Here is a 23,807-nt window from a genome sequence, read left to right as displayed (position 1 = left end):
ATGACTCAAAAAACCGTTTCTATCGTTGGTTGTGGCTGGTTGGGAACACCCCTGGCCGAAAAGCTTCTTGCCGCCGGGTACATCGTAAAAGGCAGTACCACATCGGCCGACAAGTTGCCAACATTGCTTCAAAAGGGCATTGATGCACACGAACTAAGCCTAAACCCCGAGCCGATTGGTAATCTCGACGCTCTGTTGCAAGCCGATGTCGTCGTTATTAATATTCCGCCCAAAGCGGGGAAAATGGGGGATGACTTTCATCCGGAGCAGATTCGGTACCTGACCGATGCGTTGCGTCAATCGTCAGTAGAGCACGTCATCTACGTAAGCTCAACGTCTGTATACCCTGAATACAGCCGGATAATGGTTGAACAGGATGTCAAAACGCCCGACGAATCAGCCGCACCCGCCCTGGTGCAGGCCGAGCACTACGTTCAGCAGCTTACGCCCATGTGCCAGACAACCATTTTGCGCTGTGGTGGCTTAATGGGGTACGACCGCATTCCGGGTAAGTACGTTGCCGGGCGAACCGTTGATAGTGGTGCCGTACCAGTCAATTACCTTCATCAGGATGACGCCGTTGGCCTGCTGGCAGCTATAATTGATCTGGAATTAACCGGAACCTATAACGCCGTTGCGCCTGAACACCCAACCCGCGAAGCCATCTATCGGAAAAGCTGCGCTGATTTCGGCTATCAACTGCCTACGTTTACTACGCCTAGCGAACGGGTTCCCTATAAGACCATTTCGGTAGAAAAGCTGACGCAGGCAACAACGTACCCGTTCCTTTATCCTGACCCGCTCCAATTCCTGTACCAGCTATGACCGAAGTAAATGCCGGACGCGCGTTGACAGGAATCCACCCGACGATGGCTTACTGGTTGGCGTAACGGCTCGGTTCAGGGCAGCCAGAAACATGAAATACCCCTGCGCATGCCAGGCCCGAAATCGCTCGCTCACTTCAGGCTTGTGTTGGGGCAGGTAGGCCACCAATTGATTCAGGTCAAACCGATCCGACGCGATGCCAACTCCGGCCCGCTGGCTATCGATCGCGTTGCACGCCTGTTCGTAATGGTTCGGTTGGGGAATCATCAGAGCCGGTTTTCCCAGATACAGCGCTTCGCATACAGATTCAAACCCCGCTGTCGTTACGATTGCTTTGCAGCGAGCCATAAAGTCCAGAAACCGTTTCCCGTCGATAGCGTGGTAGGTCAACGTATCGTCGATGAGCTGATCGGGGCCAGTTGCGTCGGCGTGAAAGGCATCCATCCGAATATCCGGCCGTTGCCGGTGTGCTTTTTCCAGTTCGATTTTCAGACCCGGTTGTGTAACGTAGGCTAACACAAAATCGGTGGAGGAGTCGGCCGAAACGGCTTTTGGTTTCAGTTCAGTTACTTCCCAGCGAAGTAAAGGGGGGACGATGCGGAGTCGTTTTCCGGGTTCATTGGGCTGTTTGTCGAACGACAGGGCAAGCAGCTCGTGAGCGCCGAAACACGTCAGCAGGGTATTGAATTTGAAGGCCTGCCGATAGAACCACTGGCCTTTTGGTCGCTGGAAATTTGTATGATAGGCCATGTATTGGTGCGCAATACAGATCATCGGGACAGATGGTCGCATCAGAGCGTACGTCATACCGCCCAACATCTCATAAAAATTGACAACTACGTCAGGGCGCTGCGCATCAATCTGGTCTCGTACCTGCTTTAAACTTCGCCAGAAAGGGCGCATAGTCCGAATGGCCTGCACGGTAGTCTTAAAGGGCTCCAGGGCGTTTGTGCCGGCATTATATACCAGGCCGGGACTAAATACTGGCGTAATGGGGGCGGTGAATGTTTCGCTAAAAAAGGCCGGAACGGTTCGTTCAGCCGTTACACCCACGATGGCCCCCGTTACCTCGTGACCGGCCATCTGTAGCATCTGCGCCAGCGATAAGGCTTGCGTTAAGTGACCCCGGCCTTCGCCCTGTACTAAGAACAAAACACGCATGATAGGGAAGAGTTATAGGGTTGGAATGGATAAGTCAGCACGTACGGCTTGTTTGGTCAGATCGTCTACTGGCTTTTTCTCTGCCTCATCGTCGGAGTCGGACGTGTAGTACAGCAAGCTCCAGTCGCCATCGTGATCTTCGACCAGTGCACTGAGCGACTCGACCCAGTCGCCGGAGTTCATGTAGATGATGCCTTCGTATTCGTGAATGGCGGGCTGGTGAATATGACCGCAAATGACGCCGTCGCAGTTACGGGCACGGGCTAGTTCGGTTAGTTTCTGCTCGTAATCGGAAATGTAACTGACGGCCTGCTTGATGCGGGATTTTACCAGTTGAGAGAGGGAATAATAGGGCAGGCCACGCCAGGTACGATACTGGTTGTAGAACTTGTTGATCCATAGCAGAAAGGTGTACCCTATATCGCCCAGGTAGGCCAGCCACTTCATGTGCGACGTGATGGAATCAAACACATCGCCGTGGGTAACGTAGAACTTTTTCGTGCCCGAAATGAGGGTGTAGTCTTTTTGTATCGAGAAGTTTTTGCCCACCTTGAGGGGCATGATCTGATCCAGGAAATCATCGTGATTACCCCGTAGATAGATAACTTTAGTATCGTAATGAACGATTTGCTTTAAAACCGTTTTAAAAAAGGCGGTATGTTTCTTTTTCCAGGCTCCGTACTGCTTCAGTTGCCATCCATCAATAATATCGCCATTGAGGATAAGTTTCTGACACGAATAATTTCGCAGAAACTCAGTAGCTTCTTTAGCCTTCGATCCGGTAGTGCCAAGGTGGATATCTGACAAAACGATCGTACGAAACTGGGTGATTGATTTCATGAACGAAACTAATTCCCAGACGTTATCTACGATTTACCGCAGTGTTACCAAATTGACACATTTAGAAGGTTACTGGATAAGTAATTAATATTGACTTAACAAAATCAGATAAATGGAGAATCCAGTGCTTATTTTAGGAGCAGGAAGCCTTGGCCTGACCGCCCTCGACCTGTTTCAGCGGAACAATGTCGTTGTGTATGGCTTGCTGGATGATGATAAAGAGTTGCACGGCAAGGAGTTCAGTGACGTATCCGTACTTGGGGAGACGGATGATGATGGCTACCTGAAGCTCATTGGGCAGAAGTGCGAAGCTTTTGTGGCTATTGCCGACAGCCGTGTTCGCAAACGACTCGTTAAGATGCTGAACGAACGGCGCAAGGTGCAACCGGTTAATGCCATTCATGATACGGCAACGGTATCAACCCTGGCTACCCTGGGTCACGGTAATCTGATCGCGGCCCGTGTTGTGGTGAACCCCTTTGCCGAAATAGGACAGCATTGCATCATTCAGACGGGAGTACTCATTGATCCCAAAGCCAGACTCGGTGATTTCGTCCATGTTGGCACGGGGTGCATCATCAACAGTGGAGCTGTTCTTGAAGAAGGAGCTTTTATTGGTACCGGCGCAACGATTGTGGCAGGTATCACCATCGGCAAAAATGCCCGTATTGGGGCAGGTTCCGTTGTGGTAGAAAATGTAGAAGCCGGGACAACCGTGTTTGGTAACCCAGCCAAAAAAATGTAGAGACGCAATCCCTTGCGTCTCTCTCTCGCGTCAGCAATTAGCAAACTGAATATTGCTGATGCACAGGAGACGCAAGGGATTGCGTCCTACATTATTTATTCAACGTAAAGGACTTCGTTGGCCAAGAAATCCTGGTAGGTGCGCTGAAGGCCGTCTTTCAGATCGGTAGAGTGTTTCCAGCCCATGTCGTGTAATCTCGACACATCCATCAGTTTGCGCGGTGTACCATCTGGTTTATCCGTATTCCAGCGCAACTCGCCCGTGAAGCCAACCGTTTCTTTGATCAACTCGGCTACCTCACGAATCGTAACGTCCTCGCCCGTACCAATGTTGACGAACAAGGCGTCGTCATAATTCTCCATCAGGAAGAAACAGGCCGCTGCCAGGTCATCGGCATGTAGGAATTCGCGTTTTGGCGATCCGGTTCCCCAAACCTCAACCGTGGGCTGATCGTTGATCTTCGCTTCGTGAAACTTACGGATCAGGGCCGGGAGCACGTGCGAACCTTGTAGGTCGTAATTATCGTTAGGACCGTATAAGTTCGTTGGCATGGCCGAGATGAAATTACAGCCATACTGGCTCCGGTACGCTTCGCAAAGCTTGATACCCGTGATCTTGGCAATGGCATAGGGCTCGTTCGTTTCTTCCAGAAAACCACTCAGCAAGTACTCTTCTTTGAGCGGCTGAGGAGCTAACTTTGGGTAGATACACGATGAGCCAAGAAACAACAATTTCTTGACTGCCGTCTGGTAAGCACTATGGATGATGTTAGCCTCAATCAGCAGATTGTCGTAAAGAAATTCGGCACGATAGATGTTGTTAGCCAGAATACCACCTACTTTAGCCGCAGCCAGAAAGACGTAGTCAGGACGTTCCTGCTCAAAAAAATCAGCAACGGCAGCCTGATTCCGTAAATCAAGTTCTGAAGAAGTGCGGGTAATGATATTAGAAAAGCCTTCGGCCTGGAGCTTACGGACTAAAGCCGAGCCAACCATACCCCGATGTCCGGCAACGTAAATGCGAGCGTGTTTTTCCACAAGATTAGTGTATTAAATTGACTGTCTGGAAGGTAGTCTGCACAGTGGATAAAATAATAAAGCTTTTTACAGCGTTGCAAAACTAACAAACTTAAGGCACCAATCGTTTGTCTATGCCATGTTTGCCCCAAACTTGAAACGACTGATCCCAATCTTATTATCAAGTGGTCTCCTGGCGCTTACCGCTCAGGCACAAACGGCCCCGGCTTCGCTCACAACAGCGTCGAAGCCGGTAATCGCTCCATCCGGGGCGGCTCCGTCACCTTTCTCGGGCTTTTCGTCCGTTCCTTCGTCGCTTACCACGCTGGGTTTGCCAACGATGTCTTCGCTGAAAGATCAGAAAGATGCTTATCTGGCGGGCGTTATGCCTGATCTGGGATTGAAGGTGAAACAGCTCAAAAAGCTGAGAGAAGACCGGAAAAGTAAAAGCAAACTATCCCGGACGGAATACGAAGGCCTGTCAATGGTTAAGGCCTATACAAAGTTTGGTAGTGGCGACCGAACCGTGGTGGAGGAGTTTTACATACTCCGCGACAATGATGCGGCAAAGCCACACGCCCACATCCGCGATGTCTATCGTTACTACCAGAAATCGGCTCGGGTAACCAGTTCTATTGTGCGCGATGAGGGAACGGGTTTGCTGCTACATGGCCCGTATAAACGCTACCAGAACGGTGACCTCGTTGAAGAAGGATACTATTATGCCGGAATGAAAGACGGTCGGTGGGAAAAATACGACAGTAAGTTTATGCTTACAGACAAAGTCCGCTGGCACCGGGGGGTACCCGCCGAGTCGCGTCTGGTGTTTTACGACTCAACCCATCACAAGATCAAGGAGATTATTCCGGTAGAATACGGTAAAGTAAAAGGAACATACATGGCTTTTTACGAGAACGGGTTGTTACTGGAGGAAGGTAAATACGAGAACGGGGTAAAAGTGGGCCGATGGACAGAATACTATCCGGTTAATCCCAACGGCCGACGCATGCGCCGGAAACTCACACAATACGCCAGCAACCAGTGGGAAACTGACTTTGAGCCTTACGTCATCAGCGAGTGGGACGAAAAAGGCAAACTAACCTTTGAACGAGCTAAAGAAAAAGTCGTTCAGGACGAAGAAACGGAAAATTAGGAACGAGAGTCGCCTACGTGTTCTGGTATACGTATGAATTCAGCGGGTTGCGTGTCATGCCTATTTGCTACGCGTCGAATCTGCGTCAAATAAAGAAGCCGTCGCCAATGCATTGGCGACGGCTTCTTTATTTGAATATTTTCTTCGGATCAGGCTGTTTGGCCAGCAGTTCATTCAGGTAGCCCAGATCGAGCACAGACATATCCAGGCTATGTGTCTGGTGGAAATAATCCCACGCTTTCGAATAGTCGGCCTTTAGAAAGTACACAATGGATAGCTTCTGGTACGAAGAAGCACTGGTTGGGCTTAACGCAACGGCCCGCTGTAAATAGCCTTCTGCTTCGGTGAGCAGTTCGGGTTCGGGCTTAACCTGGTATTGCTTTATCTCTACGGTAGCCAGATCGGTCATCAACGCCACATTGCTATCCGCGATGGTGATGCCTTTTTTCAGCATTCGGATCGCCGTTGGCAGCTGATTCTTCTGGTAATAAACAACACCCAGTCCCCAAAAAGCGTCGGCGTTCTGGTCGTTAAGTAGCCACGACAGGTTAAATCGATAGGCCGCTGTGTCCAGTTGCCCATCGGTAACGTAGTCCCAGCCACGGGCCGCGAAAAAATCACTGGCTTCGGGGCGGCTGGCGAAGTTGCGGTCGCAGTCGTTCAGAAAATGAATTTCGGCGTCGATCTGATCCGCTGTTTTAGGCCGTTCACCGAAAAGAGGCAGGCTATTCAACGAATTACTGGTTGATTCAGCGACATCGGTCGAAACAGATTCAACAGGCGGCTGGGCTATCGGTTCGGCGGTGCGCTGGGTGGGTTGGAGTTGCCGTGCCGAATCGCCCGAACGGGCTGATATAACAAATTGCTTTGGCTGTGCCACCGTTAAGATAGGTAGCGCAACAAAAGCCCATTGTATCAGAGTCATCCGAACGTTCATAGAAAATACTATACCGGTGGAGTTTTGTTTCGATAGAACGAAATGGGAATCCAAGTTAGTACATTTTCGATCGATTACCGGCGTCCCCCGCGTGGCCCCGATTTCTTCGCAGCTCCTGATTTGCTACCGCCTTTACTGCCGGGTTTGCCCTTAAAGCCGCCCGACCGGGAACTGGCACTCGATAACGATGCTTGCGGAACACCCATCCGTTTGGCCTTTGCTTTCAGGCGGGCCTTATCGGCGGGGGTATTCACCGTCTTTTTTTCGTGAAAAGCACCCAGAAAAGTCGGATCTTCCTTCCGGCGTTGTTCATCGATCTCCCGCAGCATGGCCTGTTCCTCATCAAAAGGCGTTTCCGTGACCTCTACATCAGCAGGCAGCGGTTCGCGGGGAATTGTCATGCGGATGATCCGTTCGATCTTTTGCACGTGGTAATCCTCGGCTTTGGTCAGAAACGTTATGGCTTCGCCCGAGCGGTTTGCCCGACCTGTTCGCCCGATTCGGTGAACATAATCTTCGTAAATCAGGGGCAAGTCAAAATTGATTACGTGACTTACTTCGGCCACGTCGATGCCGCGGGCGGCTACGTCGGTTGCTACCAGCACCTGAATGTTACCTTCTTTGAAAGCCTCCATGGCGTTGATGCGCGTGTTTTGCCCCTTGTTGGCGTGAATTACCCGCACCTTCTCCGGATCTAACACTTTGCGTGACAGAAATTTGTAGATGTTTTCGGCGGTGCCTTTGGTCCGGGCGAATATGATGACCCGCTGAAAAGCTTCCTTCGTTATCAGGTGATCCAGCATGTTGATCTTGGTGCGGAAGTTTGGTGCTTCGTAAATCACCTGATTCACCATGTCGGCGGTCGACGCCTGTGGAGAGACCTCAACTTTGATGGGGGCTTCCAGAAATTCAGCTGATAACCGTTCGACCCTCCCTCCGAATGTGGCCGAGAACAGGAGGTTCTGGCGTTTCCGGGGGATGATTTCCAGAATTGACCGGATCTGGGGCATAAAACCCATGTCCATCATTTTATCCGCTTCGTCAAGAACCATTGTGCGGATCTCCTTCGTCACGATTTCGCCGGTGCGGTACAAATCCATGAACCGGCCGGGAGTGGCCACAATAATATCAATCCCGTTCCGAAGGGCTTCAATCTGGGTTTTTGGGCCAAGGCCGCCGTAGAGAGCCACGTGGCGCAAATCGGTGAATTTGCCCAGTTCGCTAACCGCCTGGTTGATCTGCATAACCAACTCGCGCGTAGGGGCCAGGATCAACGCACGCGGATTGTGGCCCTGCGCGTACTTTACTTTCATTAGAATGGGAAGCAGGTAGGCCGCCGTTTTGCCCGTTCCGGTTTGCGCAATACCGAGCACATCGTGGTTGCCCAGGCTCAGCGGAATCGTTTGCTGTTGAATAGGAGTCGGTTCTGTGTAACCAAGTTCAGCAACGGCATTTAATAACTGCCGGTTCAGCTCGAATTGTTCGAACGAAGTAATTTCCATAAATAGCTGGTCTGATTTCCTGAATAGACCGTTTGAATAATGCGCGGATAATCTCCCGATTAGCCTAGTTGTTAGAACTGCTTTAGTATCCGTTCTACGCCACTAACATAGCCGGAGCCAAACAGATTCACGTGAACAAGAAGTGGGTATAAGTTATAGATGGCAATTCGCTCGCTGAAGCCGTCCTGAAGGGGGAATGTTTCGTGGTAGGCCTCGTAAAAACGATCATCAAAACCGGCGAACAGCTTGGTGAAGGCGAGTTCGGCTTCGCGAAATCCGTAATAAACGGCCGGGTCAATCAATGCCGGTTGCCCCGCTTCATTGACAAGCACATTGCCCGACCATAAGTCGCCGTGAAGTAAAGCAGGCCGTTCGTTGGGCAGCAAATCGGGCAAGCGGCCGCGGAGCCGGAATAGAGCGTCGTACGTCGATTTACTCAGTAGTCCCTTGTACAGGGCTAAGCCAGCCTGTGGAAGCAGCCGGTGTTCGAAAAAGAAGTCGTAGCCATTGGCGGTGGGTGTATTGGTTTGCGCTAGTGTACCAATGTAGTTTTCGAAAGTCAAGCCAAACGTAGGTTGCGTATGCGAGTGCAAAACGGCCAGCGAATGCCCGAGGGTTTCCCAGTAGGCTTTATCGGGTGTGCCGGGATCGACATAATCGAGAATGAGGTAGGATTTCTCCAGATGCCGCCCATGCCCAATAACGTTCGGAATGTGCAGGGTGTCGGTCTGGCGAAGCAGATCGAGCCCTTTTGCTTCGGCAGCAAACAAGTCAGGTTGGCCATCCGCGGCTGGCTCCAATTGATTCCATTTGACGAAAAAAACGCCCTCTGACGAAAAAACCTGGGCCGATGTGTTGATATTTCCGCCCGATATGAACTGCATTTCAATCACCTCGACCGATTGGCCCAGGGCTGAAAACAGAATGCTTTCGAAAAAAGAAAATTGCTCGTCGCCCCAAAAATCCATGCGTTATTTGTGTGTCGGCTACTAGTCAAATTACCTTCTTTAGCAGCCCCGTTCTATTTACCTGATTGTTTATGAATGTACAAATTCAGCACCTCTATGATATAGCCCGAAAAACGGACCGTCGAATTATTGGGCTTATGTCGGGTACCTCGCTCGATGGGCTCGACGTAGCCCTGTGCCGTATTGCCGGTAGCGGCCCCAATACATCCGTTACGCTCGAACGTTTTGCGACGGTTCCTTTCGCTGAAGAATTCAAAGCCGACATTCGGACTATTTTTGCCAAACAGACTATTGACTTCGAACAGCTTTGTCTGCTAAATCCATATATTGGCCGGCTTCATGGTCAATGCGTCCTCGATTGTCTGCACAACTGGGAAATAGCCCCCGGTGAGATTGACGCCATTGCGAGCCACGGCCAAACGGTGTATCACGCCCCCAAAAGTCAGCACCGGCGGGATAAGTTCCCAAATGCCACACTCCAGATTGGCGATGGTGATCATATTGCGGCTGTAACAGGGATTCTAACCGTCAGCGATTTTCGGCAAAAACACGTCGCTCACGGCGGAGAGGGAGCCCCGCTAGCCGTATATGGCGATTATTTTATGTTTTCGCAGCCTGGCGAGAACCGGATTTTGCTCAATATGGGCGGAATTGCCAATTTCACGTATTTGCCCGCCGATGGAGATGCGAGTCAGGTCTTTACCACCGATACCGGGCCGGGGAATACCCTTCTGGATGCCTACGCCCGGCAATTTTTGAACAAACCTTACGATGAGGATGGTCAGTTAGCGGCTCAGGGACGAGTTAGTGCCAGCCTATTGCAAGCCTTGACAAAGAATCCGTTTTTCGACGCACCTTTCCCAAAAACTACGGGCCCGGAAGTCTTCAATGTACCTTACGTTGAGAAAGCTCAATCTCGTAGTCAGACACTTGATTTACCCGTTGCCGATCTGATGGCTACCCTCGTGCAGTTCAGCGCCGATACCATCGCTGATGCCATAAGGCGGATTATTCCCCAGCCCAATGCCTTTCCTGGAAAAGAAAATGAGGTGTTCCGAATATACGTGAGTGGCGGAGGAGCGCATAATCCGCAACTTACAAAACGGCTTTACGACGCCTTTCCCGATTGCCAGTTCGACAATACAGACAGCCTGGGAATCAATGGGGATGCGAAGGAAGCGGTCTTGTTTGCGGTTCTGGCCAACGAGAGCTTGGCAGGCGGAAGTACTTCGTTTGGTGACAGACAGGGCGTTCCCACGGTTTCGATGGGAAAGATTAGCTTCCCAAAATGAGGGTTTACATTGTCAACTAGAGCGTAGCCAGGTTACACAATGCAGGTTTACGCTGAATCTGTTTAAACTTACGAAAGTATTTTCCTGGTTCGTCATGCCGAACTTGTTTCAGCATGACGAACCACCTAGTTAAAGCAGGTCTGAATAGAGACTTAAATAGCTTTCGTAGTGAAAAATTTAACTTTTTGGCCTGAAAACAGCCATTTTGTCTTCGTGAGTGGTCAGAAAGGGCCCACCAATGAGGTCAATACAGTAAGGGATCGCCGGGAAAACGACGGATAAACATTGACCAATCGCTTTGGGCTTGCCTGGCAAATTAAGAATAAGCGTCTGATTGCGAATACCCGCCGTCTGGCGCGACAAGATAGCCGTGGGCACGTAGTTGAGGCTTTCCTGGCGCATCAGTTCGCCAAAGCCGGGCATCATCTTCTGGCAAACGGCTTCCGTTGCTTCGGGAGTAACATCGCGAAGGGCAGGACCAGTACCACCCGTTGTTACGACCAGGCAGCAGCCTTCTGTGTCGGCCAGTTCAATCAGTGCGGCTTCCAATTGGTCCTGTTCATCAGGAATGATGCGGTATACCGGTTGCCAGTCACAACTCAGCCAGTCCGTCAACAAGCCGACAACGGCTTTCCCCGGAATGTCTTCATACACACCTGCACTAGCCCGATCAGAAACGTTAATAATGCCAATATAAATCATATATGATGTATGATATGGAATGTATGATGTATGTACTAGCCTATAATACTATATCAAACATCATACATTACTCTACGGCTTCCGCCGTTTTAGTGCCAGATCGTGGGCAGTATCGTAATAGGAGCGAAGGCTGCTCCAGTCAAATACATCAGCAATGCTCTCGACGCGATTCCGTTGCTGAATCCGGTCGCGCTGAGATATCCTCACAAAGCGGTAGAGAACGTCGGCCAGTTGATCAGCCGCTTCTTCGAACGACTGCGTTCGGCGATTGATCACGTAAATGCCCCGGTTTTCGTAGTCACGCATAATTTGCATGATGAAGTCACCAAATCCCGACTGGTCACTGGTAACGGTCGGGATTCCCCGAACGACGCACTCCAAAGGTGTGTATCCCCACGGCTCATAGTAGCTCGGGAAGACACCTAGGTGGCACCCGCGCACAAACTGACTGTAGTCCAAACCGAAAAGCGGATTTGTCGAGGCAATAAAGTCGGGGTGATAGACGATTTTCACCCGGTCGTATTCATTATTGACCAGGTTTGCTTTCTGAATAAAGCGCGTCATGTCGTCCTCCTGCACCAGATTGTGCGTCACGAAAGGCGGCAAATGCTTAGTTTTCCAGCTTTGTACCGTGCGCCGAAGCCGGAGCCGCCAGTATTCATCGACAAAATTGTTCAGGTCGGGCAATGCGGTACCCTGTGGATCGGAAGCCGCTGCCTGAAACAACCGTTCGCCTACCTGCTTCTCGATGCTTTCGCAGGTTTCCTGAATTTCGTCGAGCAAAGCCCGCGAGTGAAGCACTTCGGGATTAATAGACGTGTATGGTTGCTTCGTAACCATAAACATCACCACCGTCATATCCATACCAGCCTCGCGCATCCGGTAGTTCAGACGGGCCAATGCTTCCAACGTAAGATCGTATCCTTTGTTCGTAAATTCGAAACGACCGGATGTAAAGAAGTACAACGTTTTTTCCAGATCAAATGAGTAACTCTGGAAGAAGTGCCCCATCACAAATTCGTGAATTTTCTGCTTGTAGCGAACGTGTAGGTTCTGAAACTCGTGGACAGCCGCAAAACGCGTTACGTTAAGGCCATTGGGTAGAACCAGATCAGGATTTCGCCCCAGGAAAACTTCGCACTCGCGGGCTGTCACATCGCTTACCGTTGTGAAAACGTGCGCCTGCAATGCAGAAAGTCGCTCGATGGAAGCCTGACAGTCAATGCCATAGTGCTGGGCTTCCCGTTTCCAGTCGAAGAACGGCAGTTTACCGTAAAAACCGGGTTCGTTCTGCGCCAGATAACGGCCAAGCATGGTAGCATGTGTTGTGAAAACGGTAGCCACTTTCACATTATCACGACGAAGATCGGGCAAGCCGGTGCTGGCCATCCACTCGTGGAAATGCGCGACGAAATCAACGCGCCGGGCGTGGTCTTCGGCCAGCAGCGTGATGAACAGACGCACCATCTCACCGAAAGCAATCGTCTGGTTAACAAGATCCTCAACGTTGAGGGTAGAGAGCTGGTAGTTGATCCAGAGATTGGTCTTGATTTGATTAAGCTGATCGGGGGTGATGCTGCTGATATCGAACAGCACAACCCGCGGACGACCCGTAACAAGCCAGTAACCGTACTCAACGCGATACCCTAACTGACGCATCTTGCGAACCGTCTGCCCAATTTCAGTTTCGTCAGAGTCGGTGATGGGTTCAAATTCGGCCGCTGCCCGCTGCGGAAAATAAGGCCCTAACGCAACGTAGTTATCGTCCCACTTTTCAACCATTGCCGGTACCTTCGACCGGATAACCGTATAAATACCGCCTACTTGATTACACACCTCCCAGGCGATTTCCAGTAGTAACTTACGCTTTGATGTTGAGAATACCGCTTCCAAGTTAGTTAGTTGTTTTGGCGCAATGGCTAGTTACGATGACTTCCAGGCTGTTTTGCTTGCAAATAAACAATATAAACAATGCGAGATAAATTTGTTTATTTTAAATAGGACTTGGCGTCGGTTACCTGCGTCTGATTATTCTGGGATAATGTGAAGTTGAACCCTGGCTGAATACTAAAAGCACCGTGCTCTCCCTTCTTGTTGACGGCTAGAAAACCGACTTGTATGTCTTTGAACTCCTGCTTATTAACGATACGTAGAGCGGCTTCTTCGCAAGCCTGTTGTGGAGTACGTCCCTGCCGCATCAGTTCCACAACTAAAAATGAGCCGCAGGTACGCATCACTAACTCACCAAGTCCGGTGGCACAAGCCCCGCCAATTTCATTATCGACGAACAGACCCGCACCAATAATGGGTGAATCGCCCACCCGGCCGCGCATTTTATAAGCTAGTCCACTAGTGGTACAAGCACCCGAAATATCTCCTTTACTGTCGATGGCTAACATACCAATGGTGTCGTGGCGCTCGATGTTGGCGATAGGCTTATAATGGGCCGTTTTCAGCCATTCACGCCATTCTTTTTCGGCTTTTTTCGTAAGAAGATTTTCTTTCTTGAATCCCTGAGAAAGGGCGAAGTTTAAAGCTCCTTCGCCGGAAAGCATGACGTGAGGTGTTTTTTCCATGACGGCTCGTGCTACCGAAATGGCGTGCATAATGTTTTCCAGAAAGGTAACAGAGCCCGCGTTTCCTTTTTCGTCCATAATGCAGGCATCAAGCGTGACGTGACCATCCCGATCGGGGCGACCGCCGTACCCAACGCTCATGTCGTCAGGATCGGCTTCGGGCACACGAACACCGGCTTCGACGGCATCCAGCGCGCGCCCACCCCGATCAAGTACGGCCTGGGCAGCTGCGTTGGCTTTCGGTTGTTTCCAGGTTGATATAACTAGTGGAGTTAGCCCGGCTTCAACCGGGCCGGAAGTAGACGAATCATCCGCAGACGAACGAATTGATGAGTCTATGTGCATTAATTTTGAGTTGCTGAATGACAGCGAGGGGACAAGTCCGGCCAGCGAGCTAAGAGTTAAGAAACGGCGTCGATTTACCATTGATATAGGGCTTACGGCTCAAATTAAAGGAATAAACGGCTGTCATTTACTACTTTTAAGCGATTTATTCAAAACGACGTATGGCGGTTCCCGATAAACACATATTGCTCATGGACGGCCCGGATAGCAAGGGCTTGATTTATCACGTGACGGGCGTGTTGTTCCGACATGGTCTGAATATCATTCACAACGATGAATACGTGAGTCCGTCGGGCCGTTTTTTTATGCGGACGGAGTTTGAAGCTGGCTCGCGCCAGTCTGAAGGAAGTTATGATTCGTTTGACAGTGCCGCCCTGCTGAATGAATTACAGACGACCATCCCCGGCTATGCTAATCAGGCGGATGGCCCTGCCAGTCAGTCAGGCATTACATTTCGCCTGAATCCCAAGCGTAAAAAGAATATTGTTGTAATGGTAACGAAGGAACATCATTGCCTAGGCGATTTGTTAATTCGATACGCGTTCGATGAACTGGACGCTACTATTCTGGCCGTTGTGAGCAATTACAACAGCTTGCAGTCGCTGGTTGGCAAGTTTGGGATTCCGTTCCATTTCGTTTCGCACGAAGACAAAACGCGGGAAGAACACGAAGAGGCCATTCTGCGGACAATGGCCATTTACGAGCCCGAATACGTCGTGCTGGCCAAGTACATGCGTGTGCTGACCGCCGGGTTTGTCAATCACTATCCAAACCGCATTATCAATATACATCACTCGTTTTTACCCGCGTTTGTGGGGGCTAATCCCTACCGGCAAGCCTACGAACGGGGGGTTAAAATCATTGGGGCAACGGCCCACTTTGTTAACAACGACCTGGATGAGGGGCCAATTATTGCCCAGAATGTGAAAGAAGTAAATCACCGCCATACCGCAGCCGATATGGCGACCGAAGGAAAAGACGTCGAGAAAATTGTCTTGTCGCAGGCGCTGAAACTGGTGTTCAACGATCGCGTATTTATATCAGGAAATCGGGCCATTGTTTTGTAACGCGAACGTTCCGGCCGCGTTACAAAACAATGGCCCGGATTTTGTCTTCGCTGGCTTCAACATATTCATACTCGCCGGGCAACGAGGACGCCATGGAAACCGAGGGTTGCCGGAAAATCATGCCGCTGTCCTCTTTCTGACTGCCACTTAGATGTAGGGCATCGACGCCTGCATCAATAAATAATTGCGCATTCCGGGCATTCACACCCGCCCCCGCCATAATCTCAATCCGTCCGGCGGCTGTCTGGCTTAGCTGACGAAGCACAGACAGGCCCGCTTCTGCCGTTTGTTGCTGACCAGACGTCAGAATTCGGACGGCACCTGTCCGAATAACCGCTTCGAGTGCTTCGAGCGGATCGCGGGCCATGTCGAAAGCCCGATGAAACGTAACAGGAAGCGGATTCGCTAAATCGACCAGTTGTTTGGTTCGTTCTTCATCAACGGATCCATCAGGATTTAACAGACCAAACACCAGACCATCGGCACCCAGTGCTTTCGCCAGCTGGATGTCCGCCTTCATGACGACAAACTCCGTTTCGAAGTACAGAAAATCTCCTCCCCGTGGACGAATCATTACATAGAAAGGAATGGTTAACTGTTGGCGTACCAATTGAATAAGGCCTGCGCTGGGGGTGGTGCCGCCCTCGGCCAGGCCACCGCACAGTTCAATTCGGCTGGCCCCGGCTCGCTGAGCAACAAGGCAGGAATTAAGCGAAAAGGAACATACTTCAATCTGCATGAAATAAAGTAAGCTAGGAGGGCAAATGCAAGTTGGCAAATTACCCGGTTATGATTATAGTAGAACGTGTTAACAGGCGGGTAATGAATCCGAACACAGGAAAAAAAGTAAATCAGGTGCGCTTTACTTCGCTGTCCGAAATGTTAATTAGTACCTTTCTTATAGGTAGGAAAAACAATCATCTGTTTTTCACGTTAATCGCCTAAATCCCTTCAAGAGACCAAGCGCGAACATTTTTGCTAAAAAGAGCTTGGATATTAACGGTTTTTTTACTTTTGCACCCATTGAAAAAATAGTCATTCAAATATCGAACACACTATGTACTGGACACTCGAACTGGCATCCTATCTGGAAGATGCCCCCTGGCCTGCCACCAAAGACGAACTAATTGATTACTCAATTCGCTCCGGAGCCCCACTTGAAGTCGTTGAGAACCTTCAGGAACTCGAAGATGATGGGCAACCTTACGAGAGTATCGAAGAGATCTGGCCGGATTATCCAACCAAAGATGACTTCTTTTTCAACGAAGACGAGTATTAATCGTTCGGGCACCATCATAAAAAAGGCGTATTCCAGACCACGGATACGCCTTTTTTAATGAGTTGGCATTAAGATGTACTACCACACACAAGTCCCGATCAGGCTGGAGTCGATTTCGACTCTGTTTCTGTTTTGACACTCTTTACCGGGCGGTCGTATTTTTTGGGTGCGTAAAGAAAGCCAAAGGCTTCGGCCCCCTCGCGCGTATGAACTTTGTGATGGATGTAGTGCGCCCGCATAATTCGTTGCATATACCGGCCACTGGTGTCAACTTTCATTTTTACGCGCCGGTGAACGATGACATCGTGAAAGATAAAGTAGAATAACCCATAGAGGGTAACACCGGCGCCGATCCATGTCAGGTAGCCCAACTCCGGCCTAATAACACCTGCAAGAAACAGGCCAATGGCGGTTATACTAAAAACGACCGCGAACAAATCGTTTATTTCAAAAAAACCATTGTGATGATTGTGATGATCGCGGTGCCAACTCCATAAAAAGCCGTGCATAATGTATTTGTGCGTGAACCACGCCACACCTTCCATGAACAGGAAAGTCCCAATGACCAAAGCAACATTTACCAGCATTTTTGTGTTTCTTTAGTAGTACAGATAAGAAAATGACAGCGGTTCCGGCGTTTCGCCAATCCTGTCTTATTTGTCAGATTATCTACTTCGCTAACGGTTTGCGGCATCAAAAAGTTGACACCAATAAACCAGGATTTTTTGCAAAGTAGAGATACGAGCCAAATAATTGCAAGTTTGTGGAAAAGCCGTATCTTTATAGGGAGTCAGTTGTCAACCAGATGAACCCATCGGTTATGGACTATCAAGCACTCAAGAACCTGGTCAAGCGGGGGGAGGGTAGCAATCTAGAGTTCAAGCTGAAAACAAATCATCCCGAGAAAATCATTCGGGGCGTAGTTGCCTTCGCCAATACAAACGGAGGGGTTATGCTTATCGGCGTCGGAGACGACAAGAAAATTCCGGGACTGAAATACGCCGACGAAGACGAATACCTGCTCGTCCGGGCTATCAACAAATTCTGTTTTCCGCGCATTTCCTACACCATTGAACGGGTGCAGCTTTACGATGAACGCGAAGTACTGGTCATTCGTGTGCCACGTAGCCCAACCCGTCCGCATTACATTATTCCCGACCCGGCCGAACCCGATAACAAAAAAGCGTACGTACGCGTGGGCGACAAGTCCGTTCAGGCCAGCCGCGAAGTGCGTGAGATATTGAAAGGCGAACAGGCGGAGCGTGACATTCGCTTTCACTACGGCGAGAAAGAGCGCATGCTGATGCAGCACCTTGGCGAACACAATAGCATTACGGTTGATCTGTTTGCTTCCATCGCCGGAATTTCACGTCGTATCGCTTCCCGGACATTGGTGTTACTCGTTCTGGCTCACGTGCTTGATATTCATCCCAGCGATGTAATGGACCAGTATACGACGCGGGTGCTTCAATAAAGTTAGTGAGTATCGTTCGGTATGTTTGAAGAATGGCTTACTTTGTTGGGTTCAGATCGAATGCTCAACAAAACGTAAGCCATGTCTTTACCCACGACGCCTGCCCATAAACCCTTTGTTCCGGCAACGGAATCGCCCGCTGAGTTTACCCTAAAAGCAATTATAACCGGTTCGGTATTTGGCGTTTTGTTTGGGGCCGCCACCGTCTATCTCTCTCTGAAAGCGGGTCTTTCCGTCTCGGCTTCCATTCCCATAGCGGTATTGGCTATCTCGCTTGGCCGGCGATTTCTCAATACGACGATTCTTGAAAATAACATAATCCAGACGACTGGGTCGGCGGGGGAGAGTATTGCATCGGGCGTTGTTTTTACGATGCCGGGGTTCCTGTTTCTGACAAACGGCGTCGGCGCTGATTTTTTCAATTACTGGACAATCCTGACGCTGGCCATTCTGGGCGGACTCATTGGCACGTTAATGATGATTCCGCTTCGGCGATCGCTTATTGTGCAGGAGCACGGCACCCTTCCCTATCCCGAAGGAACGGCCTGTGCATCGGTTTTGATTGCGGGTGAAAAAGGGGGCGACTTTGCCAAAACGGCTTATCTGGGCCTGGGAACAGCGTTGCTGTACGCGCTATTGCAAAAAGTGCTGCACGTTATTGCCGAGGTGCCCGTTTGGGCCACGAAGCAGGCCAACCGCTATTTTCCGTCGGCCCAGGTGTCGGGGGAGATAACGCCCGAGTATTTGGGGGTAGGCTACATCATTGGCTTTCGTATATCAGCGGTTTTGGTTGGGGGCGGTATCCTGGCGTGGCTGGGCCTCATTCCCTTGCTGGCATCTGTCGTGCCGGGCGATACCATTGCTCTGCAACTGCAAAAACTTGGTTATTTGACTAATCTCCAAACAGCGGGCGGACCCGGCGGCTGGAATCCTGCTACGCACACGTTTACGGATACAGCCGCTGCCGTTTACCGGGCTTATATCCGGCAGATTGGCGCCGGAGCGGTTACGGCTGGTGGGTTCATGACGCTTATCAAAACCATTCCAACCATTGTGTCTTCGTTCCGGCAGAGCTTCAGCAAAGCGTCCATGGGGGCTATCGAAACAGAAGACGCGTTGAGCGGCAAGAGCACTATTGCCCGTACCGAACAGGATTTAAATGTTCGAATTGTTATCGTGGGTAGTATCGTACTGGCGATACTGATGGTTGTGTTGCCCCAGATTCCGGGCGATTCGATTTTAACCAAGCTGCTGATTGCGGTACTGGTCATTGTCTTTGGGTTCTTTTTCGTAACCGTCGCCAGCCGAATTGTAGGGCTGATTGGGTCAAGTTCATCGCCCGTATCCGGCATGACCATTGCCACCATCATGGGTACCGCGCTCATCTTTATCGGCTTCGGCTTAACCGGAAAAGCATTCGAACCGGCGGTGCTGGTCGTTGGGAGTATGATTTGCGTAGCGGCTGCCAACGCCGGAGCCACTTCGCAGGATCTTAAAACCGGTTATATCGTTGGCGCTACGCCGAAGTACCAGCAGATGGCTTTATTTATTGGCGTCATTGTCTCCTCGCTGGTAGTTGGCGCTACCGTGAAAATTCTGGATACGCCCACGCCTGACCTGCTGGCCCAGGGCATTACCCATGCCATCGGCTCCGACAAATTTCCGGCTCCACAGGGAACACTAATGGCTACGCTTATCAAAGGTTTATTATCGTTTAACCTCGATTGGCAGTTTGTGCTGGTCGGCGTATTTATTGCTTTTGTGTTCGAGCTGTGCGGGGTCAGTGCGTTGGCCTTTGCGGTAGGGCTGTACTTGCCCTTATCAACAACGTTGCCCATTTTTGCTGGTGGTCTTGTTAAAGCCATTGTCGACTGGAATGCCAAACGGAAAGGAACGGTTGAAGAGGATGCTGATCTAGGAAAAGGAAGTCTGTTTGCAACCGGGCTTGTGGCAGGGGGGGCCTTAGCGGGGGTTGCCGTAGCGCTGTTATCGGTCAATGAATCGATTTATAATGGGCTAGGTAAGCTTACACTGGAGCCATTCCTGAGCGTACTTCTAGGCGAAGGGGGCTATATGTTGCTGGGGGCATTGGCTTTTGCGGGTCTGGCTACCATCTTGTGGCGCGTGGCAGAGGGTAGGCAGGAAGGGTAAATACCCACCGCTCAGTAAACCAAGCCGTATAGGGTAGTAAGCATTGAGGAATTAGTAGTTTATTGGAGGATTGTACGTTCAGCCTCTGCATCTCCTCTATGCTTGCCGCTCTATCTACTCTTTTTTACCGCATCTCCTCCTGGAAAACGCTGTTACTGGCAATCGTCATCAATATTCCTTTTTCAACGTATTTCTTACGGAATTTTGAAGCAAACATTAACGAACAGGCCGGCCAGCCTATCGGATTGATCGATGCATTGGTAGGAAATGACCCGGCGAGAATTGCCGAAATGATCGGTGAGTACGGGGCCGAGGGACGGGCTATCTATATCCGGGATGAACTGACGCTCGATATCATTTACCCATTTATCTACACGCTCGCATTAAGTATTTCATTAACCTTGCTCTTCAGGCACAGGAAATACACCTCATTTCGGCTGGTCAATGTGCTACCCGTTGGTATCCTGGTTTTCGACTTACTTGAAAATGCCTGTATCGTTTATCTGCTCAAAACGTACCCCGTCACTTCGCCCGTCGTCACTGCGTTTTGCTCACTACTGACCAATCTGAAATGGACAGTAACAACAATTGTTATTGGTCTGATACTTTACGGGCTGGTAAAATGGGCTATACGGAGTAGTCAAAAAAAACTGAGGCATGGCTAGTCGGAATGACTCACCGTAACTGGCCTGCTTTCCTGATCAAGTCCACTACTTTATCTACGGGCAACGACTCCACATGGTGACCCTGATCGCCGGTGAGTGTTTGGGCGGCAAACAACGAATTGATGATGGCTTCTTCGGTTGCTTCGATCGCAGCCATAAAAAGCGGAGAAACGTTGTCATTTCGCAGGACTTTCTGCTCGTCAAACGAACGGGTTGCCTCGTGCGGAATCTGGTAGGCAGTCGATACCGCAATGACATAATCTCCACTGCCATTCGAGGCAATACCACCGGTTCTGGCCAGACCCATAAAGGCCCGTTTGGCCAATCGTTTAAGGTTACGGGCGTCTAACGGGGCATCGGTCAGAACAACCATCATGCACGATCCGTCCAGGTTTTTTTTGAAATCATACCGGCCCAGGGCTACGCCAATCGGTACACCGGCAATTTGCAAAACACCGCCAAAATTTGTTTGTACCAACGCCCCGACCGTGTAGCCCCCCAGCGATGCCGGTAGCTTGCGCGACGATGTACCGATGCCACCTTTGAAGCCAAAGCAAACCGTACCCGTTCCGGCACCCACATTTCCTTCGGCAACAGCGCCTGTTTTGGCCTGTTCGAGAGCATCCAGTACGTGCTGTTTTATCACGTGCCGACCACGAATGTCGTTCAAATAACCACCGTTAGTCTCGCCCACCACGGCATTTACTGACCGTACCTGTTCATTGCCCTTCTGGGCCAGCGTATAATCAATTAACGCATCGGCCGCGGTTGGCACACTCAGCGTATTGGTCAAAACGATAGGCGTTTCGAGCGTACCCAGCTCCTCAACCTGGCTGTAGCCCATTAATTTGCCAAATCCATTTCCGATGTAAATAGCCGCCGGGTTTTTCTGCTGAAACTGATTGCCGCTGTGAGGAAGAATGGCCGTAACACCCGTACGAATGGTCTGACCCTGCTGAAGGGTCACCTGTCCTACGAGAACCCCCGGTACATCGGTAACCGCATTGAGCGGTCCCGTCGGCAATACGCCAAATCGGATGCCATAATCGCGGGGGCGTTTGGGAGTTTGAGCCATAGCCGACTGAGCTGTAAGCAGAAATAGGGTCGCCAACAAAAACAGGCGGAATGGAGGTAGCATGATGATAGGTACAGGTTAGCGCTCGTAGAAAACCAGTCGGTTTTGCAAGCGCGCTACTTCGTGCTGAAGCCCCTCCAACCGATCCAGGAGGTCGTTTACGACATCGAGGTCATCGGGGTGAATCGCTAAATCCTGGTGTAACCGAACAAATTTTTCCAGGCGGGGCAATTGCTCGGGTTCGACATAAATAGCCTGTTCGATGGCCACCGTATCAACAAGGCCCTGCTGCGCCAGAAGTTGAACAAAGGTAATTTCGACATGGTGGTGAACACAAAATTCACGAACGGGGATAAGGTGGTTGGGTTGCATGGGAGAGGGTTTTTCGGTTTCGATGTACGGTTTTCGGCAGAGTACCGCGTGTTGAAGACGGTCGTTTACATACTGGCCAGTTTTCGGAAGAGGTCTTTTTGCTCGTCGGTCAGGTTGGTTGGTAGCGTTACCTGCCACTGCACGTATAGGTCGCCAAATGCACCATCCTGTTTGTAGACCGGAAATCCTTTGCCTTTCAGCCTTACCTTCCGGCCACTTTGGGTCTCGGCGGGAACGGTTAGCTTTACTTTACCGTCCAGCGTTTCAATTATTTTTTCGCCACCCAGCAACGCCGTGTACAGGTCAATTTCTTCATCAACGTACAAGTCATTCCCTTTGCGCTTGTATCGACTATCGTCGGCAATAACGAAGGTGATGTACAGATCACCCGCCGGGCCGCCGTTTGTACCTGGTGCGCCATAACCAGCCAGCTTTATTTTCTGGCCGTTTTCAATGCCCGCCGGTACCGTAATCCGAATGTTCTTCCCATCAACGGTCATTGTCTGCTTGTGGGTCGTGTAGGCATCTCTCAGGTTCAGATGCAACTCGGCCTGGTAATCCTGACCCCGAAATTTAGCCTGTTGACGATTACCGCGCGGGCCTGCATCCTGCCCAAACATCGACGAAAAAAAGTCCGAAAAATCGGCCCCACCAAAGCCATCGGAGAAATCGTACCCCCCGGTATCGCCCTGCGCGTATTGCGGTCCTGAGCGCTGTTGTTGCTGGCGGGTGTCGCCACGCCGGGCCTGCTCAAACTGATCGGCATGCTGCCAGTCCTTACCGTACTGATCGTATTTTTTGCGCTTCTCGGGATCGCTCAGCACCTCGTTCGCTTCGTTGATTTGCTGGAATTTTTTGTTGGCCTCCGCATCGTTCGGGTTCAGGTCGGGATGGTGTTTCCGGGCCAGTTTGCGGTAGGCCTTTTTTATGTCTTCGTCCGAGGCTGTTTTCGGTACGCCCAGAACGCTGTAATAATCGATAAAGTCCATGTTGTGCAGGGGCGGGTGTATACGGATGAATAATCGTTATGAACTGCTTCTATAAACAAGCAATCAGGGGGGAAGGTTGTCAGAATATAGCGCAAATGAACTGTTGATTGGGTGGGTAGATATGAACGAAGCTGTTGTTTTTATCGTACGAAATCAACCTCATGAATCCAATGAAAAACAACTTTCTGCTCATTCTTGTCTTCTTTTGTTCATTGATTGCGATCAACAGCCGGGCCCAAACGGGTAAAGGGTCGCTTGCCGACGTCAGTTTCATGGAAGGGCGCTGGCGGGGAACGTTCAATGGTGGACCCATCGAGGCTGCCTGGATAGCACCCGTGGGCGATAACCTGACCGGATTTATGCGGATGATGAAAGACAATAAAGTCAGTATGTACGAGATGCTGATTTTCGAGCAGACTGAAGAGGGCCCCGTCGTTCTGGTCAAGCATTTTAAGCCGGGTTTGATCGGGCAGGAGGAGAAAGAGAAATCGGATCGTTACAGATTCATCGAGGCTGGTAAGGAGAAAGCCCTGTTCGAGAAAGAGGACGGCTCGATTCGCATTATCTATGAGAAACGGGGAAAAGACCAGTTGGCTATTCAGCGCGGGCAGCAGAAAGACGGTAAATGGGCATTCGCTGACTTGTTTGTCTTCAATCGGGTTCGCTAAGCAGA

General features: G+C 50.5%; 24 protein-coding genes. 10 read left to right on the top strand and 14 right to left on the bottom strand.

Going from position 1 to position 23,807, the window contains the following annotated elements:
* Positions 1-825, top strand: coding sequence for an NAD(P)H-binding protein (locus ACYU87_RS14150; protein WP_461134719.1), 825 nt, complete (start codon positions 1-3; stop codon positions 823-825).
* On the opposite strand, the gene ACYU87_RS14145 is transcribed toward ACYU87_RS14150, so the two are convergent.
* Both ACYU87_RS14145 and ACYU87_RS14140 read right to left on the bottom strand, forming a co-directional pair.
* Complete coding sequence (locus tag ACYU87_RS14145) at positions 820-1,986, bottom strand: glycosyltransferase family protein (RefSeq protein WP_461134718.1); 1,167 nt, start codon at positions 1,984-1,986, stop codon at positions 820-822. The genes ACYU87_RS14150 and ACYU87_RS14145 overlap by 6 nt on opposite strands.
* A gap of 12 nt (positions 1,987-1,998) precedes the next feature.
* Complete coding sequence (locus ACYU87_RS14140) at positions 1,999-2,826, bottom strand: UDP-2,3-diacylglucosamine diphosphatase (protein WP_461134717.1); 828 nt, start codon at positions 2,824-2,826, stop codon at positions 1,999-2,001.
* A 112-nt stretch (positions 2,827-2,938) separates the two neighbouring features.
* On the opposite strand from ACYU87_RS14140, the gene ACYU87_RS14135 reads away from it, so the two are divergent.
* On the top strand, positions 2,939-3,571 hold the full coding sequence (locus ACYU87_RS14135; RefSeq protein WP_461134716.1) for an acetyltransferase: 633 nt from the start codon (positions 2,939-2,941) through the stop codon (positions 3,569-3,571).
* A 95-nt stretch (positions 3,572-3,666) separates the two neighbouring features.
* Here ACYU87_RS14135 and fcl read toward each other — a convergent pair whose 3' ends face one another.
* Positions 3,667-4,608 (bottom strand): GDP-L-fucose synthase, encoded by a 942-nt coding sequence (gene fcl / locus ACYU87_RS14130; RefSeq protein ID WP_461134715.1) that lies wholly within the window; start codon positions 4,606-4,608, stop codon positions 3,667-3,669.
* A 133-nt stretch (positions 4,609-4,741) separates the two neighbouring features.
* Here fcl and ACYU87_RS14125 point away from each other — a divergent pair, with 133 nt between their 5' ends.
* A complete protein-coding gene (locus tag ACYU87_RS14125) occupies positions 4,742-5,740 on the top strand; it encodes a toxin-antitoxin system YwqK family antitoxin (RefSeq protein WP_461134714.1) in 999 nt (332 codons plus the stop codon).
* Between the two features lie 127 nt (positions 5,741-5,867).
* Here the strand turns inward: ACYU87_RS14125 and ACYU87_RS14120 are convergent, their stop codons facing one another.
* The 3 genes from ACYU87_RS14120 to ACYU87_RS14110 form a co-directional block, all read right to left on the bottom strand.
* Entirely contained in the window at positions 5,868-6,677 is an 810-nt protein-coding gene (locus tag ACYU87_RS14120) for a tetratricopeptide repeat protein (RefSeq protein WP_461134713.1), read from the bottom strand.
* Between the two features lie 74 nt (positions 6,678-6,751).
* Positions 6,752-8,179 (bottom strand): DEAD/DEAH box helicase, encoded by a 1,428-nt coding sequence (locus tag ACYU87_RS14115; RefSeq protein WP_461134712.1) that lies wholly within the window; start codon positions 8,177-8,179, stop codon positions 6,752-6,754.
* 71 nt (positions 8,180-8,250) lie between these two features.
* Positions 8,251-9,147 (bottom strand): fructosamine kinase family protein, encoded by an 897-nt coding sequence (locus ACYU87_RS14110; RefSeq protein WP_461134711.1) that lies wholly within the window; start codon positions 9,145-9,147, stop codon positions 8,251-8,253.
* A 71-nt stretch (positions 9,148-9,218) separates the two neighbouring features.
* Here ACYU87_RS14110 and ACYU87_RS14105 point away from each other — a divergent pair, with 71 nt between their 5' ends.
* On the top strand, positions 9,219-10,439 hold the full coding sequence (locus ACYU87_RS14105; protein WP_461134710.1) for an anhydro-N-acetylmuramic acid kinase: 1,221 nt from the start codon (positions 9,219-9,221) through the stop codon (positions 10,437-10,439).
* Positions 10,440-10,616: 177 nt separating this feature from the next.
* On the opposite strand, the gene mog is transcribed toward ACYU87_RS14105, so the two are convergent.
* The 3 genes from mog to ACYU87_RS14090 all read right to left on the bottom strand — a co-directional run bounded on the left by mog (position 10,617) and on the right by ACYU87_RS14090 (position 14,143).
* On the bottom strand, positions 10,617-11,141 hold the full coding sequence (gene mog / locus ACYU87_RS14100) for a molybdopterin adenylyltransferase (RefSeq protein ID WP_461134709.1): 525 nt from the start codon (positions 11,139-11,141) through the stop codon (positions 10,617-10,619).
* A gap of 72 nt (positions 11,142-11,213) precedes the next feature.
* Positions 11,214-13,034: a glycosyltransferase gene (locus tag ACYU87_RS14095; protein WP_461134708.1), complete on the bottom strand. Its 1,821-nt coding sequence runs from the start codon at positions 13,032-13,034 to the stop codon at positions 11,214-11,216.
* A 95-nt stretch (positions 13,035-13,129) separates the two neighbouring features.
* Entirely contained in the window at positions 13,130-14,143 is a 1,014-nt protein-coding gene (locus ACYU87_RS14090; RefSeq protein WP_461134707.1) for an isoaspartyl peptidase/L-asparaginase family protein, read from the bottom strand.
* 80 nt (positions 14,144-14,223) lie between these two features.
* Here ACYU87_RS14090 and purU point away from each other — a divergent pair, with 80 nt between their 5' ends.
* A complete protein-coding gene (purU, locus tag ACYU87_RS14085; RefSeq protein WP_461134706.1) occupies positions 14,224-15,129 on the top strand; it encodes a formyltetrahydrofolate deformylase in 906 nt (301 codons plus the stop codon).
* Positions 15,130-15,148: 19 nt separating this feature from the next.
* On the opposite strand, the gene ACYU87_RS14080 is transcribed toward purU, so the two are convergent.
* Positions 15,149-15,868, bottom strand: a complete 720-nt coding sequence (locus ACYU87_RS14080) for a copper homeostasis protein CutC (protein ID WP_461134705.1) — start codon at positions 15,866-15,868, stop codon at positions 15,149-15,151.
* A 318-nt stretch (positions 15,869-16,186) separates the two neighbouring features.
* On the opposite strand from ACYU87_RS14080, the gene ACYU87_RS14075 reads away from it, so the two are divergent.
* Positions 16,187-16,408 (top strand): DUF2795 domain-containing protein, encoded by a 222-nt coding sequence (locus ACYU87_RS14075; protein ID WP_009284883.1) that lies wholly within the window; start codon positions 16,187-16,189, stop codon positions 16,406-16,408.
* A gap of 98 nt (positions 16,409-16,506) precedes the next feature.
* On the opposite strand, the gene ACYU87_RS14070 is transcribed toward ACYU87_RS14075, so the two are convergent.
* Complete coding sequence (locus tag ACYU87_RS14070; protein WP_461134704.1) at positions 16,507-16,995, bottom strand: sterol desaturase family protein; 489 nt, start codon at positions 16,993-16,995, stop codon at positions 16,507-16,509.
* Between the two features lie 218 nt (positions 16,996-17,213).
* Here ACYU87_RS14070 and ACYU87_RS14065 point away from each other — a divergent pair, with 218 nt between their 5' ends.
* The 3 genes from ACYU87_RS14065 to ACYU87_RS14055 all read left to right on the top strand — a co-directional run bounded on the left by ACYU87_RS14065 (position 17,214) and on the right by ACYU87_RS14055 (position 20,698).
* Entirely contained in the window at positions 17,214-17,882 is a 669-nt protein-coding gene (locus ACYU87_RS14065) for an AlbA family DNA-binding domain-containing protein (RefSeq protein WP_461134982.1), read from the top strand.
* An 81-nt stretch (positions 17,883-17,963) separates the two neighbouring features.
* A complete protein-coding gene (locus ACYU87_RS14060; protein WP_461134703.1) occupies positions 17,964-20,033 on the top strand; it encodes an OPT family oligopeptide transporter in 2,070 nt (689 codons plus the stop codon).
* Between the two features lie 98 nt (positions 20,034-20,131).
* Positions 20,132-20,698, top strand: coding sequence for a hypothetical protein (locus ACYU87_RS14055; protein ID WP_461134702.1), 567 nt, complete (start codon positions 20,132-20,134; stop codon positions 20,696-20,698).
* A gap of 10 nt (positions 20,699-20,708) precedes the next feature.
* Here the strand turns inward: ACYU87_RS14055 and ACYU87_RS14050 are convergent, their stop codons facing one another.
* From ACYU87_RS14050 to ACYU87_RS14040, 3 genes are all read right to left on the bottom strand, one after another.
* Positions 20,709-21,836, bottom strand: a complete 1,128-nt coding sequence (locus ACYU87_RS14050) for a DmpA family aminopeptidase (protein WP_461134701.1) — start codon at positions 21,834-21,836, stop codon at positions 20,709-20,711.
* A gap of 15 nt (positions 21,837-21,851) precedes the next feature.
* The gene (locus ACYU87_RS14045; protein WP_461134700.1) at positions 21,852-22,145 is read right to left on the bottom strand and encodes a chaperone modulator CbpM; all 294 of its coding nucleotides are present in this window, start codon (positions 22,143-22,145) and stop codon (positions 21,852-21,854) included.
* 65 nt (positions 22,146-22,210) lie between these two features.
* Complete coding sequence (locus tag ACYU87_RS14040) at positions 22,211-23,134, bottom strand: DnaJ C-terminal domain-containing protein (protein ID WP_461134699.1); 924 nt, start codon at positions 23,132-23,134, stop codon at positions 22,211-22,213.
* A gap of 170 nt (positions 23,135-23,304) precedes the next feature.
* Here ACYU87_RS14040 and ACYU87_RS14035 point away from each other — a divergent pair, with 170 nt between their 5' ends.
* On the top strand, positions 23,305-23,802 hold the full coding sequence (locus ACYU87_RS14035; protein ID WP_461134698.1) for a DUF6265 family protein: 498 nt from the start codon (positions 23,305-23,307) through the stop codon (positions 23,800-23,802).
* Positions 23,803-23,807 lie beyond the last annotated feature (5 nt).

This window comes from Spirosoma lituiforme, from assembly GCF_054776635.1.
This window is presented reverse-complemented; position numbering and strand designations above follow the sequence as displayed.

Bases quoted from the DNA above. Each gene is read 5' to 3' on its own strand.
- mog (WP_461134709.1), bottom strand. From the start codon at position 11,141: ATGATTTATATTGGCATTATTAACGTTTCTGATCGGGCTAGTGCAGGT.
- ACYU87_RS14050 (WP_461134701.1), bottom strand. From the start codon at position 21,836: ATGCTACCTCCATTCCGCCTGTTTTTGTTGGCGACCCTATTTCTGCTT.
- ACYU87_RS14115 (WP_461134712.1), bottom strand. From the start codon at position 8,179: ATGGAAATTACTTCGTTCGAACAATTCGAGCTGAACCGGCAGTTATTA.
- ACYU87_RS14090 (WP_461134707.1), bottom strand. From the start codon at position 14,143: ATGGTAAATCGACGCCGTTTCTTAACTCTTAGCTCGCTGGCCGGACTT.
- ACYU87_RS14145 (WP_461134718.1), bottom strand. From the start codon at position 1,986: ATGCGTGTTTTGTTCTTAGTACAGGGCGAAGGCCGGGGTCACTTAACG.
- ACYU87_RS14140 (WP_461134717.1), bottom strand. From the start codon at position 2,826: ATGAAATCAATCACCCAGTTTCGTACGATCGTTTTGTCAGATATCCAC.
- ACYU87_RS14080 (WP_461134705.1), bottom strand. From the start codon at position 15,868: ATGCAGATTGAAGTATGTTCCTTTTCGCTTAATTCCTGCCTTGTTGCT.
- ACYU87_RS14135 (WP_461134716.1), top strand. From the start codon at position 2,939: ATGGAGAATCCAGTGCTTATTTTAGGAGCAGGAAGCCTTGGCCTGACC.
- ACYU87_RS14060 (WP_461134703.1), top strand. From the start codon at position 17,964: ATGTCTTTACCCACGACGCCTGCCCATAAACCCTTTGTTCCGGCAACG.
- ACYU87_RS14040 (WP_461134699.1), bottom strand. From the start codon at position 23,134: ATGGACTTTATCGATTATTACAGCGTTCTGGGCGTACCGAAAACAGCC.
- ACYU87_RS14045 (WP_461134700.1), bottom strand. From the start codon at position 22,145: ATGCAACCCAACCACCTTATCCCCGTTCGTGAATTTTGTGTTCACCAC.
- ACYU87_RS14110 (WP_461134711.1), bottom strand. From the start codon at position 9,147: ATGGATTTTTGGGGCGACGAGCAATTTTCTTTTTTCGAAAGCATTCTG.
- ACYU87_RS14120 (WP_461134713.1), bottom strand. From the start codon at position 6,677: ATGAACGTTCGGATGACTCTGATACAATGGGCTTTTGTTGCGCTACCT.
- ACYU87_RS14070 (WP_461134704.1), bottom strand. From the start codon at position 16,995: ATGCTGGTAAATGTTGCTTTGGTCATTGGGACTTTCCTGTTCATGGAA.
- ACYU87_RS14035 (WP_461134698.1), top strand. From the start codon at position 23,305: ATGAAAAACAACTTTCTGCTCATTCTTGTCTTCTTTTGTTCATTGATT.
- ACYU87_RS14065 (WP_461134982.1), top strand. From the start codon at position 17,214: ATGAACCCATCGGTTATGGACTATCAAGCACTCAAGAACCTGGTCAAG.
- ACYU87_RS14075 (WP_009284883.1), top strand. From the start codon at position 16,187: ATGTACTGGACACTCGAACTGGCATCCTATCTGGAAGATGCCCCCTGG.
- ACYU87_RS14055 (WP_461134702.1), top strand. From the start codon at position 20,132: ATGCTTGCCGCTCTATCTACTCTTTTTTACCGCATCTCCTCCTGGAAA.
- ACYU87_RS14150 (WP_461134719.1), top strand. From the start codon at position 1: ATGACTCAAAAAACCGTTTCTATCGTTGGTTGTGGCTGGTTGGGAACA.
- ACYU87_RS14105 (WP_461134710.1), top strand. From the start codon at position 9,219: ATGAATGTACAAATTCAGCACCTCTATGATATAGCCCGAAAAACGGAC.
- purU (WP_461134706.1), top strand. From the start codon at position 14,224: ATGGCGGTTCCCGATAAACACATATTGCTCATGGACGGCCCGGATAGC.